We start from the raw sequence: 12544 nt of genomic DNA, 5'->3' as shown, positions 1-12544 counted from the left end.
GGCCGCGGCGGCCCGCGCTGCATGAGCATGCCCTTCTGGCGCGAGGACCTCTAAGTCTTTCCGTTTCCGGTGCGGTCCCCCTACAACCGCACCGGCTTCGCCCGTTAAACGGGCAACACTAATACTTACGTAATTCATTTCTTCGAAAGGAATCGAACCATGGGTGTTAACCTCTCCGGCCGTAGCTTCCTCAAGCTTCTCGACCTCACCACCGAGGAGATCGAGTACCTGCTCAAGCTCTCCAAGAACTTCAAGGACATGAAGCGCGCTGGCGTTCCGCACCGCTATCTCGAGGGCAAGAACATCGTCCTGCTCTTCCAGAAGACCTCCACTCGTACCCGCTGCGCCTTCGAGGTCGGCGGCATGGATCTGGGCATGGGCGTCACCTACCTCGATCCGGGTTCGTCGCAGATGGGCAAGAAGGAGTCCATCGAGGACACCGCTCGCGTTCTCGGCCGCATGTATGACGGCATCGAGTTCCGTGGTTTCGCTCAGGACGACGTCGAGGAGCTCTCCGCTAAGGCTGGCGTTCCCGTCTGGAACGGCCTGACCACCGAGTGGCACCCCACCCAGATGCTCGCCGACATCCTGACCGTCCAGGAGAACTTCAACTACGACATCAAGGGCAAGACCCTCGTCTTCATGGGCGACTGCAAGAACAACGTCGCTCGCTCCCTCATGGTTGTCTGCTCCAAGCTCGGCATGAACTTCGTGGCCTGCGGCCCCGAGGAGTGCATGCCCGCTGACGACGTCATCGAGGCCTGCAAGCCCATCGCCGAGGCCAACGGCTGCACCATCAAGCTGACCACCGACGTCAAGGACGGCGTCACCGGTGCCGACGTTCTCTACACCGACGTTTGGGTCTCCATGGGCGAGCCCGACGAGGTCTGGGCCGAGCGCATCGCTCAGCTCACCCCGTATCGCGTTACCTCCGAGGTCATGGCTATGGCCAACCCGGGTGCCATCTTCCTGCACTGCCTGCCCAGCTTCCACGACACCAACACCACGATTGGCGCCGAGAAGTGCGAGCAGTTCGGCATCACCGAGCAGGAGGTCACCGACGAGGTCTTCGAGAGCCCCGCTTCCAAGGTCTTCGACGAGGCCGAGAACCGCATGCACACCATCAAGGCTGTCATGTACGCTACGCTCAAGTAAGAGCATCTAGCATCTCGCTCGGGGTGCATTGCTGCGCACCCCGAGCACTTTTGTCTGGTAAAAATCTCGCACCGAACGACATGCACGGCACGGAAGAGCCGCTTCGGGCGAGATCAGTAAATGATTTATGAAGGGGGGATGAGAACTATGACTGAGACCGCTAAGAAAAAGCGCGGTATGCCTTCATCGTTCACCATTCTTCTTGCTCTGCTGGCAATCGTCGCGGTTGTTACCGTTATCGTCTCCGGTACGTCCGGTGGCGCGGTTACCGCTGCCCGCTTGAGCGATTTCTGCACCGCCCCGGTCAAGGGCTTCGCTGACGCTCTGCCCGTCTGTCTCTTCGTTATGATCCTCGGCGGCTTCCTCGGCATGATGACCGAGACCGGCGCCCTGGACAACGGCATTGCCGTTCTGGTGCAGAAGCTTAAGGGCAATGAGATCATGCTCATTCCCGTGCTGATGCTCATCTTCTCCCTCGGTGGTACCACCTATGGTATGTGCGAGGAGACCGTTCCCTTCTACGCCCTGCTTGCCGCTACCATGATGGCTGCTGGCTTCGACCCTATGGTCGGCGCTGCCACCGTCCTGCTCGGCGCTGGCTGCGGCTGCCTCGGCTCCACGGTTAACCCGTTCGCCGTCGGTGCTGCCGTCGACGCTCTGACCGGCGTTGGCATTGAGGTCAACCAGTCCATCATCATCGGTCTCGGTGCCGTCCTGTGGATTGTTACCACTGTTATGTCCATCCTCTTCGTCATGAGCTATGCCAAGAAGGTCAAGGCTGACAAGGGTTCCACCATCCTTTCGATGCAGGAGCTCAAGGACGCCGAAGAGGCTCACGGCAAGGCTGCTTCCGAGGTTCACAAGGAGGTCAAGCTCACCGGTCGTCAGAAGGGTGTTCTGATCGCCTTTGCCTTCACCTTCGTCGTCATGATCGTCGGCTTCATCCCGCTGGCCGACCTCAACGAGGCCGTCGCCAACTTCTTCGATGCTGGCGCTGTCTATGACGCCGACGGTAACGCCATCGTTCAGGGCTGGTCTGCCCTGATCACCGGCCTGCCCATTGGCCAGTGGTACTTCGACGAGGCTTCCACCTGGTTCTTCCTCATGGCTGTCCTGATCGGTATCATCGGTGGCCTCTCCGAGAAGCAGATCGTCAACACCTTCATCACCGGCGCTGCCGACATGATGTCCGTTGTCCTCGTCATCGCTCTTGCCCGTGGTATCTCCGTCCTCATGGCTAGCACCGGCCTCGACGTCTACGTCCTCGACGCTGCCGCCAATGCTCTGGCTGGCCTGTCCGGCGTGATCTTCGCTCCCATGAGCTTCCTGGTCTACTTCGGCCTGTCCTTCCTGATCCCCTCGACCTCCGGTATGGCTACTGTCTCCATGCCCATCATGGGACCGCTGGCTGTTAAGCTCGGCTTCTCGCCCGAGGTCATGGTCATGATCTTCTCCGCCGCCATCGGTGTCGTGAACCTGTTCACCCCGACCTCCGGCGCCATCATGGGCGGTCTTGCTCTGGCCAAGATCGAGTGGACGACCTGGCTCAAGTTTGCGCTTAAGCTCATCGTCGCTCTCTCCGTCGTCTGCGCCGTCATTCTGACCGTCGCTTGCGTGATGCTCTAAGTACCCCTTGGGTACCCCACGGAAACCATGACGATCCTGTAAAGGATCACCTGGTCATCGTCTGTCCGGTGGGGTAACCCCACCGGTAGACTCCTACCTTTAGCCTCCTCCCGTTCCGTGCGCGGGAGGGGGCGCTCTTATGTTGCGCGGTTCTACGAACCGCGCAACCAGTCGACGCTGCGCGCCGTCCAGAACGACAATTTGTCATTCAAAAGGCAAGGCATGACCAAAAGGTCTATGCCTTGCCTTTTTCATGCCAACTTGTACGTTCTGGACGGCGCTCGCTGTCCGTCCTCTGCCTGCGGCGCTTTCCATTGTTGGTGCAGGGGCGCTTTGCCTACTCTGGCGGGCTTTCGCTGGCTTATGCTTAACCTGCGACGTTTTCATTGTTGGTGCTGAGTGCCTTGTTTCCCGTTCCAAATGAGCCACCCCGGGTCCCCGGCGGTTGCGGTGGGCGTGTTTGGTTGGTGCCTGTTGATGGCCTGGGCATCGGGGAGGGCAGGCTCCGTTATAATCGCGTAGGAACTTAATTTACGAAACGGGACGGGAGCCATACATGCGCCAGGGTTTCGACAACGCGAAGTATATCGAGCTGCAGGCCGCTCATATTAAGGAGCGCATCTCGCAGTTTGGTGGCAAGCTCTATTTGGAGTTTGGCGGTAAGCTGTTCGATGACTATCATGCGAGCCGCGTGCTGCCGGGTTTTGAACCGGACAGCAAGTTCCGCATGCTCAAGAGCATCGCCGACGATGTCGAGGTTATCATCGCGATCAACGCGAACCACATCGAGAAAAACAAGGCTCGTGGTGACCTTGGCATTACCTATGACGAGGATGTGCTGCGCCTGGTTGACCTGTTCCGCGGCAACGGCTTTGCCGTCGCGGCTGTGGTTATCACCCAGTACGCCGGCCAGCCTGCTGCCGATGTGTTCCGCAACCGCTTGAACGCGCTCGGTATTCCCGCCAAGCTGCACTATCCCATCGAGGGGTATCCGCACGATGTCGATCTGATCGTGTCCGACGATGGCTACGGCAAGAACGAGTTTGTCGAGACCACGCGTCCGCTCGTTGTCGTGACGGCACCCGGCCCCGGCTCGGGCAAGCTCGCCACTTGCCTCTCGCAGCTGTATCACGAGCATAAGCACGGTACCGCCGCCGGCTATGCCAAGTTTGAGACCTTCCCGGTCTGGAATCTTCCTCTGACGCATCCGGTCAATATTGCCTACGAGGCCGCCACGGCTGACCTCGACGACGCCAATATCATCGATTCGTTCCACCTTGAGGCCTACAACAAGACCACGGTCAACTACAACCGCGACGTCGAGGCCTTCCCGGTAGTCCGTGCCCTGATGGAAAAGATCCTGGGCAAGAGCCCCTACCAGAGCCCTACGGACATGGGCGTCAATATGGTCGGCTTTGCCATCACCGATGACGATGCCTGCCGCGACGCTTCCAAGATGGAGATCGTCCGCCGCTACTTTACCGCGGTCGAAAATGTGCGCCGTACCGGCGTGGGCGATGAGCAAGTCGACCGTCTCAAGATTATTATGAAGAAAGCCGGCATCGATAAGAACTACTCACCGGCGCGCTCGGCGGCCCTCACCAGGGAGCAGCTGACGGGTGGTCCCGTGGGTGCCATGGTCATGCCCGATGGCTCCGTGGTGACCGGTAAGACCTCCACGCGCCTGGGCGCCGCAAGTTCGCTCATTATGAACGCCCTCAAGCATGTCTCGGGCGTCGACCTTGAGCTCGAGGTCATTAGCGATGAGGCGATCGAGCCCATCAGCAAGCTCAAGACGCATTTCCTGGGAAGTAAAAACCCGCGCCTCCACACCGACGAGACGCTTATGGCGCTGTCGATCACCTCGGCCACGAGTGAGACGGCCGCTCGCGTCCTTTTGGGCCTGGAGCAGTTGCGCGGTTGCGATGCCTTCTTTAGCGTGATCATCTCGCCGACGGACGAGACGGTACTGCGCAAACTGGGTATCAACGTGTGCTGCGAGCCCAAGTTTGAGCGCCGCGGTTTCTTCCATCGCTAAGTTTGAAGCACCGCGGTAATTGCATTGCATTTTGGCCGTATCGGGTTAGCGCCCGGTACGGCTTTTTGATCAATAAAGCGCCTATTTCGGCGAAAAATAGCCGTTTACCTGCCTAGAAACAATTTGAGCGGTATACAATAACCATAACTGTTTCATCCTTAGCGGGATGCCGCATGATGGATATTACCTGCCATCGTGAGGTGTGTCGGTCGCGCACGGCGCGTTAGATGCTCGTGCTCGGTTTGAGGAGGCTGCTATGGCGGGCAAGGGTCGTGCGAGTGTCAACGATATGAAGCGTGTCGAGGTGCTGGTGTTGATGGAGATCGCCCAGCAAACCGAAGACAATGGCGGGCCGTATGGTTTCTCGCGCAAAACGCTTGCCGAGCGCGTGGGGGTTTCGCCGTATCGTGCCCGCGCCGCAATCGATCGCTTGGATTCCGAAGGCATGATTGATGTCGTCTCGCGTTATAGCGACGACGGCGGTCAGCTTGCAAATGGCATTTGCCTCACCGAACGTGGCGAGTGGTATCTTGAGGGCGTCCGTACCGGCATGCTCGTTCAGGAAATGCTTGAGGACGAGGTTGCTGATCGATAGCAGCATGTAACCCTTGCCATAGCGACGCCGCCTGGGAAACCGGGCGGCGTTTTGTTTCAAGATTGAGAAATGCAATCGCACGCGAGAAAAATTGCGAACGGTCCGCGGCGCGAGTATTACAATGAAGACCCGTAAGATGTGGATAAACAACTTCTACGGGAAGCGCAGGTAACTCAATATGACCAAGCATGTGTTCGTAACCGGCGGCGTGGTTTCGTCCCTGGGCAAGGGTATCACCGCGGCCTCGCTGGGCCGTCTGCTCAAGTCGCGTGGCTACAAAGTAACGATGCAGAAGGCCGACCCGTATCTGAACGTCGACCCCGGTACCATGAGCCCGTTCCAGCATGGTGAGGTCTTCGTTACCGAGGATGGTTACGAGTCCGACCTGGACTTGGGTCATTACGAGCGCTTTATTGATGAGAACCTGACCCGCGATTCCAACTTTACGACCGGTGCCATCTACAAAAGCCTCATCGCCCGTGAGCGTCGCGGCGACTTTTTGGGCGGTACCGTGCAGGTGATTCCCCACGTCACCAATGCCATTAAGGACAAGTTCCGCCGCATCGAGGAGCAGACCGGCTCCGATGTAGTCATCACCGAGCTGGGCGGCACGATCGGCGACATCGAGTCCCAACCGTTTGTCGAGGCCATCCGTCAGTACCGCAAGGAGGCCGGCCCCGAGAACGTCTGCTACATCCACGTGTCGCTCGTTCCCTATATCGCCGCCGCCCACGAGGTCAAGACCAAGCCCACGCAGCATTCCGTCAAGGAGCTCCGCAGCTTTGGCATCCAGCCCGATATTATCGTGCTGCGCTCCGACCACCATATCGATGACGCTATCCGCGGAAAGATCGCAAGCTTCTGCGACGTCGACACCGATTGCGTCTTTACCAACGAGGACTGCGCGAGCATTTACGATGTTCCGCAGCTGCTTGCCGAGCAGGACTTTGACCTGCGCATTTGCGAGCGCCTGGGTCTGGATCCGCGTGAGCGCGACATGAGCGAGTGGAACGAGTTCCTGCGCAAACAGAATCACGCCAACCATCACGCCGACAAGGTGAAGATCGCCGTCGTGGGTAAGTACACGCAGCTGCCCGATGCGTACCTGTCGGTTATCGAGGCCCTGCACCATGCGGGCGTCTTCTACGATCGCCATGTGGACGTCCAGCTAGTCGACGGCGAGAGCCTCGACGAGCAGAATGTCTCCGAGGTTCTGGGCGACGCCTCGGGCATCCTGGTCCCCGGCGGCTTTGGCAAGCGCGCCCTGGAGGGCAAGATCCTCGCGGCCGAGTTTGCCCGTGAGCACAAGATTCCGTATCTGGGCATTTGCCTGGGTATGCAGGTCGCCGTGTGCGAGTTCACCCGCAATGTCGTTGGCCTTGCTGGTGCCAGCTCCTCCGAGTTTGATCCGGACGGTCCGTATAGCGTCATCGATCTGATGAGCTCGCAGGAGGACGTGACCGAGAAGGGCGGCACCATGCGCCTGGGCGCCTATCCGTGCAAGCTCGCCGCCGATACTCTTGCTCGTGAGGCATATGGCGAGGAACTCGTCTACGAGCGTCACCGTCACCGCTTTGAGTTCAACAACGCCTTCCGCGACCAGCTCGAGGACGCCGGTTTGGTTATCTCGGGTTTGTCGCCCGACGAGCGCCTGGTCGAGATGGTCGAGCTGCCGCGCGACGTTCATCCGTGGTATGTGGCAACCCAGGCTCACCCCGAGTTCAAGAGCCGCCCGACCAACCCGCAGCCGCTGTTCCGCGAGTTCGTGCGCGCTTCGATCGGCCAGCACGAGGGTGTCGACCGTCTGCAGGTGACGCCCATGAACCTCGCTACGGACTAAGGGTGCCGGCGAACAAAGAACATACCGAAGCTACTCCCTCGTCGCTCGCCGTGGCGGCGGGGGAGTATCTCGATTACCTCGCGGTCGAGCGCGGCTTGGCGCGCAACACGATTGTGGCCTATCGTCGTGACCTGACGACGTACTGCGCCTATCTGGAGCGGGCGGGTATTGTGTCTTTTGAAGAGGTGACCCGTCAGGTCGTGGAGGGCTTTGTCGCCGATCGCCGCGGCGGAGGCTATTCCGACGCCTCGGTGGAGCGTGCGCTTGCTGCCGTGAAGGGCCTGCATGCCTTTTTGGTGCGCGATGGGGCCGTGGCCCAAAACCCGACGGCGGCGTTGCGCCTGCCTAAAAAGGCTGAGCGTTTGCCGGAGTATCTATCGGTGGAGGATGTCTCGGCGCTGCTCGATCAAGACTTTCCCGAGGGCGAGATGGGACTGCGCGACCATGCCATCTTGGAAGTGCTCTACGGATGCGGTTTGCGTGTGAGTGAGCTGGTTGGGCTCGATGTGGGCGATATCCATATTGACGATGGCTTTGTACTCGTTCGCGGTAAGGGCTCAAAGGAACGCCTGTCCCCACTGGTGGGAAGCGCGGCGCGAGCTCTGACGCTCTATGTAACTGAGGGACGTTCTCGCTTGGCGGCCCATGCCCGCGGAACCGAGACCTCGGCGGTCTTTTTAAATAAGAACGGACGTCGCCTGTCGCGCCAGGCCGTGCATGCGATATGCGAGCGGTATGGGCGTCAGGTGGGGCTGGTGGGGCTCCATCCCCATACCTTGCGCCACTCCTTTGCCACCCACATGCTCGCGGGCGGTGCCGACCTGCGTGTGCTGCAGGAGATTTTGGGCCATGCCGATATTTCGACCACCCAGGTCTACACGCATGTCGACCGAACGCAACTGACCGAGGTCTATCTGGCGGCGCATCCGCTAGCACATCGCTAGCAGCTCGCTGACCTGCATATTTATAAATACTAAAGGGGACGGGCCCCAGATTGCCGAGACGCACTTTTGCGCGCATGGGCAATCTGGGGCTCGTCCCATTTTTCGCTAGACACCGACGCGGCGGTGGGCCGTGTGTACCGTGGGTGGGGGAGTTTGGGGGCGATGTGAACGGCGTGTAAAGGGACGTAAAAATCGCCTCAAGGTCAACTTGAAGGTTGAGGTTCGCGGGCGTGGTTCTACAGGTGGCATCCCGCCTTTGCTGCAAACACAACATATTGTGTTTTCGAACATATGCTCGGGGGTGTTTTACAACATATTGGGGGTGGAATAGTGGGGAGGGGTGGGGGAAGGGGTGGGGAAAGGTGTTGAAAAATGGGGCGGTTCCCCATATTATTAATGACGTCGACAGGCGGGGTGGTTCCCCGCGTACGTGCCATCTGAGTAACCGAGGGGAGGGCGCACATGGGAATGACTGGTGCATACGAGCGCAATCTCGATGCAAAAGGTCGTCTGTCCCTGCCTGCACCCCTTCGCGAGGAGCTTGGAGAGCACGTTCGCGTGTTCAAAGCCCTGGATGTCGATGCTCTGTACGTGTTCTCTGCCGAGGCCTTCGATAAGTGGGTCGAAGGACTCTTCGCGGGTCGTGAGGGCCACGAGGGTTTTAACCCGCGTGACATCAACGACCAGAAGCTCATGAGGGCGATCAACAAGCGCACCACGTCGATGGACGTGGACAGCGCCGGTCGTATCGGCCTTTCCGAGTCTCTCCGCAAGCAGGCGAACCTCGACCGCGAGGTCACGGTTGTGGGCAACTACGACCACCTTGAGGTTTGGGATCGCGCCGCGGCCGATGAGGACGATGACGATGAGGCCCTGCTGGACCTCTTCTTCTCGTAAGGGCAAGGCACGGGTAACGGATGGAGCGTGGGATCTTGACACAAGAATATCGGCATGAACCTGTCATGCTCGGCGAAGTGCTTGAGTCGCTGCGGCTAAAGAGCGGCTCCGTTGTCTGCGATTGCACCCTTGGCGGTGCCGGCCATTCGGTAAAGATGGCCGCGCAGGTGGGGGAGACGGGTCTTTTGCTCGGCGTCGATCAGGACGACATGGCCCTCGAGGCCGCTGGCGCCCGTCTGGACCGCGAGGTTCCCGGCGTTCCGCACCAGCTGCTGAAGGGCAACTTCGGCGACTTGGACGAGCTGCTTTGCTCGGCCGAGGTGCCCGGGGTCGATGGCTTCCTGTTCGATTTGGGCGTTTCGTCACCGCAACTCGATATCCCTGGCAGGGGCTTTTCGTATAACGAGGACGCCCCATTGGACATGCGGATGGATCCGGGTAATAACACCTTAAACGCAGCTGAGGTCATCAACACCTATAACGAACACGACCTCGCCCGGATTCTACGCGTCTACGGCGAAGAGAAGTTCGCCTCGCAGATCGCGCGCGAGATCGTGCGCCGCCGCGAGCAAGAACCGATCGAAACCACCGGCCAATTTGTCGAGATCATCAAGGCGGGTATCCCGGCTGCCGCTCGTCGGCATGGCGGACACCCGGCCAAGAAAAGTTTCCAGGCCATTCGCATCGAGGTCAATCACGAGCTCGATGTGCTCGAACGAGGGCTTGATGCCGCCACCAGGTGGCTCAACCCGGGCGGACGTATCTGCGTCATCTCGTATCACTCGCTCGAGGACCGTATCGTAAAGAACCACTTTAAGGAGATGAGCCAGGGGTGCACGTGTCCGCCGGAGATTCCGGTGTGCGTGTGCGGCAACGTGCCGATACTCAAGGTCATCACCCGCAAACCCTTGGTTGCCCAGCCTGATGAGGTTGAGCGCAACCCTCGGGCGAGATCAGCCAAAATCCGCGTGGCGCAGCGTCTGTAGGCGCGACCGCGCGATATTGGACCTCCCGCTCGCACCATAAACGAAGCTTAAACACACTACCAACGTACTCGGGATGGGAGGCGGCATATCATGGGCTACAACACTTCAAGCGCAGCACTCGCCTATGATATGAACGCCATGCCCGCCTATCGTGAGACGCCGCAGGCCCCCGTTGCTCCCCGTGAGCAGCGCACGCCGCGCTTTGATGTCTACACGGGCGCGGGCCGTCAGGCAAACCAGGCGGTAAGCCCGGTTTTCATGAGCGTTCTTAAAACGTTTTGCATCATTGCGGCTATCTTCATGACGATCGGCGTCGCCCGCGTGGCGCTCGCCGGCGTTACGGCCCAGGTGCTCAACAGCAACGCCGAGCTTACCAACACGCTCGAAAAAGCGACCGATGAGAGCTCCGACCTGGAGGTCATGCATTCGGTCTATGGCGCCGACACGCGCATTCGCGACCTTGCGGGCGCTTATGGCATGGTGGAGCCCAGCGAGAGCGTTACACTTGACTTTTCGCAGGATGCAGCCGCGGGCGCCAACGCGACCGCGACCGCTCGGTAGCAAGACGGTAGCTGAGTATGACAAATGACTATCGCCGCGGTTCCGATGGGGGCCGCGGTTCTGGACGTCCCTCGTCGCGGGGACGTTCTGGTTATCAAGGAACGGGTCGGCAATCTTACAACGCCGGGCAGTCCCGTGGCAACGACCCGGCGTCGCGACTTCGCGGCTCGGGCGGCCCTCAAGTGCATAACACCAGGTCGCGCAAGAGTTCGTCGACCGAATGGCTCACAGGCACGCCTCTGCCTCGCCGCAAAGCCGTCATGGGCTTCATTGGGCTTGGCTTGGGCTTGGGCGTCTTTCGCCTTGCCGGCTATCAAATTGTCGAAGCCGATAAACTGCGCGAGCGTGCCGATGCGCGCCGCCTGCTTGCGCAGACCCTCTATGCCAAACGTGGCACCATCTACGACCGCAACGGTAACGTGCTGGCGTCGTCGGTCGAATGTCGCAACATCGCCGTGAACCCCCAGCTTGTCGAGGATGTTGACAAGACGGTGTCGGCGCTGGTCAAGGCAACTGGAATCGATAAAAAGACCTGCCGCAAGCTCGTTGAGTCCGATGGAACCTGGGTGTATATCAAGCGCCAGGTGGACGAAGACGACGCTGCGGCGCTGGAGAAGAAGAACCTGCCCGGCGTGCTTTTTGAGCAGGCCATGAAGCGCGTGTATCCATACGGCAATCTGGCATCGCAGGTGCTGGGTGTAGTGAACGTAGACAACGACGGCTTGACGGGTCTCGAAAAGCAATACAACAAGCTTCTGACCGGCACGAACGGTTCTCTCGTACGCGAGCGCGCGAGGGACGGCAGCTATATCGCGGGCGGTGCCTATAAAAAGGTGGCTGCGGTCGACGGCGTTGATCTCGTGACGACGCTCGACGTCAATATCCAGCGTGCGGCCGAGGATGCCCTGGCAGAGGCTGTCGAGAAGACAAAGGCCAAGAACGGCTCGGCGCTGGTCACCGATCCTACGACAGGCGAGATCTTGGCAGCCTGCTCGTATCCGACCTACGACCAGACCAATTTGGAAAACGCCAAGACCGAGGATATGAACCTGCGCCTGGTCACCGACGCCTACGAGCCCGGCTCGGTCTTTAAGACGCTCGTGGCGGGCGCCGGCTTCGACTTGGGTGTCGTGCGGTCGAGTACGTCGTTTGAGGTGCCGGCGAGCATCAAGGTGGGCGACGATACCGTCACCGATGCCGACAAGCGCGACTACGCCATGACCATGGATGTGCGCGAGATGATGCGCCGTTCGTCCAACGTGGGATTTGTCCTGGTGGGGCGCAAGATCGGTGCCGACGACTTTGCCGCCTATGTGGACAAGTGGGGCATCGGTCACAGCTCTGGTGTCGATTTTCCGGGCGAGAGCCTGGGCATCGTCAAGGAGCGTGACCAGTATGACGGCGCCACGCTGGGCTCGATGAGCTTTGGACAGGCGCTGTCTGTCTCACCGATTGAGATCGCACGTGCCGTGGGCGGCATCGCCAACGGCGGCGTGATGATGACCCCGCACTTCTATAAGTCCAGCAAAGGCGACGAGAAGGACTGGGGCGAAGGCGAGCGCGCGATTTCGGAGGACGCCGCATCCCAGGTGACATCGTGCATGCAGACGGTCGTGTCGGAGGGAACGGGCGTTGGCGGCGCGGTTGACGGCTATGACGTGGCGGGTAAGACCGGTACGGCCGAACGTGCCGACGAGAACGGCGGCTACCTCAAGGAGAACTACATGTCGTCCTTTATGGGCTTTGCACCGGCACAATCGCCCAAGGTGATGTGCTATATCACGCTCGACGGAACGCCGAGCGGCTCAGATGCCGCTGCGGTGCCGTTCCAGTCCATTATGGCCAACGCGCTTGACGTGCTGGGTATCCCACACACGAAGTAGGGGGTTACAATCTTTGGGG

Annotated in this window: 10 protein-coding genes; all 10 read left to right on the top strand. The window is 59.9% G+C overall.

Features of this window, described 5'->3' with window-relative positions; translation table 11 throughout:
• The first annotated feature begins 159 nt into the window (after positions 1–159).
• Positions 160–1155 carry an ornithine carbamoyltransferase gene (gene argF, locus DXD16_RS03675; RefSeq protein WP_117564674.1) on the top strand — a complete coding sequence of 332 codons (996 nt, stop codon included), beginning with the start codon at positions 160–162 and terminating at the stop codon, positions 1153–1155.
• Between the two features lie 138 nt (positions 1156–1293).
• Positions 1294–2781 (top strand): YfcC family protein, encoded by a 1488-nt coding sequence (locus tag DXD16_RS03670; RefSeq protein ID WP_369831463.1) that lies wholly within the window; start codon positions 1294–1296, stop codon positions 2779–2781.
• Positions 2782–3337: 556 nt separating this feature from the next.
• On the top strand, positions 3338–4819 hold the full coding sequence (locus DXD16_RS03665; protein ID WP_117564670.1) for a DUF1846 domain-containing protein: 1482 nt from the start codon (positions 3338–3340) through the stop codon (positions 4817–4819).
• Between the two features lie 256 nt (positions 4820–5075).
• Positions 5076–5414 (top strand): hypothetical protein, encoded by a 339-nt coding sequence (locus DXD16_RS03660; protein WP_117655154.1) that lies wholly within the window; start codon positions 5076–5078, stop codon positions 5412–5414.
• A gap of 178 nt (positions 5415–5592) precedes the next feature.
• Positions 5593–7254 carry a CTP synthase gene (locus DXD16_RS03655; RefSeq protein ID WP_117655153.1) on the top strand — a complete coding sequence of 554 codons (1662 nt, stop codon included), beginning with the start codon at positions 5593–5595 and terminating at the stop codon, positions 7252–7254.
• A 2-nt stretch (positions 7255–7256) separates the two neighbouring features.
• Entirely contained in the window at positions 7257–8198 is a 942-nt protein-coding gene (gene xerD, locus DXD16_RS03650; RefSeq protein WP_199407928.1) for a site-specific tyrosine recombinase XerD, read from the top strand.
• 462 nt (positions 8199–8660) lie between these two features.
• Positions 8661–9095: a division/cell wall cluster transcriptional repressor MraZ gene (locus DXD16_RS03645; protein ID WP_006234269.1), complete on the top strand. Its 435-nt coding sequence runs from the start codon at positions 8661–8663 to the stop codon at positions 9093–9095.
• Positions 9096–9115: 20 nt separating this feature from the next.
• Positions 9116–10081: a 16S rRNA (cytosine(1402)-N(4))-methyltransferase RsmH gene (rsmH, locus tag DXD16_RS03640; RefSeq protein WP_006234266.1), complete on the top strand. Its 966-nt coding sequence runs from the start codon at positions 9116–9118 to the stop codon at positions 10079–10081.
• A gap of 90 nt (positions 10082–10171) precedes the next feature.
• Positions 10172–10642, top strand: coding sequence for a hypothetical protein (locus DXD16_RS03635; protein ID WP_117655152.1), 471 nt, complete (start codon positions 10172–10174; stop codon positions 10640–10642).
• 182 nt (positions 10643–10824) lie between these two features.
• Positions 10825–12525, top strand: coding sequence for a penicillin-binding protein 2 (locus DXD16_RS03630; protein WP_233502596.1), 1701 nt, complete (start codon positions 10825–10827; stop codon positions 12523–12525).
• The last annotated feature ends 19 nt before the right edge of the window (positions 12526–12544 follow it).

The organism is Collinsella sp. TF11-5AC (assembly GCF_003436775.1).
Classification (GTDB): Bacteria; Actinomycetota; Coriobacteriia; order Coriobacteriales; family Coriobacteriaceae; genus Collinsella.
Note: the sequence above shows the minus strand (reverse complement) of the source record. Positions and strands in the feature narration are given on the sequence as shown.

Bases quoted from the DNA above. Each gene is read 5' to 3' on its own strand.
- DXD16_RS03635 (WP_117655152.1), top strand. From the start codon at position 10,172: ATGGGCTACAACACTTCAAGCGCAGCACTCGCCTATGATATGAACGCC.
- DXD16_RS03670 (WP_369831463.1), top strand. From the start codon at position 1,294: ATGAGAACTATGACTGAGACCGCTAAGAAAAAGCGCGGTATGCCTTCA.
- DXD16_RS03665 (WP_117564670.1), top strand. From the start codon at position 3,338: ATGCGCCAGGGTTTCGACAACGCGAAGTATATCGAGCTGCAGGCCGCT.
- DXD16_RS03660 (WP_117655154.1), top strand. From the start codon at position 5,076: ATGGCGGGCAAGGGTCGTGCGAGTGTCAACGATATGAAGCGTGTCGAG.
- DXD16_RS03645 (WP_006234269.1), top strand. From the start codon at position 8,661: ATGGGAATGACTGGTGCATACGAGCGCAATCTCGATGCAAAAGGTCGT.
- argF (WP_117564674.1), top strand. From the start codon at position 160: ATGGGTGTTAACCTCTCCGGCCGTAGCTTCCTCAAGCTTCTCGACCTC.
- DXD16_RS03655 (WP_117655153.1), top strand. From the start codon at position 5,593: ATGACCAAGCATGTGTTCGTAACCGGCGGCGTGGTTTCGTCCCTGGGC.
- rsmH (WP_006234266.1), top strand. From the start codon at position 9,116: ATGGAGCGTGGGATCTTGACACAAGAATATCGGCATGAACCTGTCATG.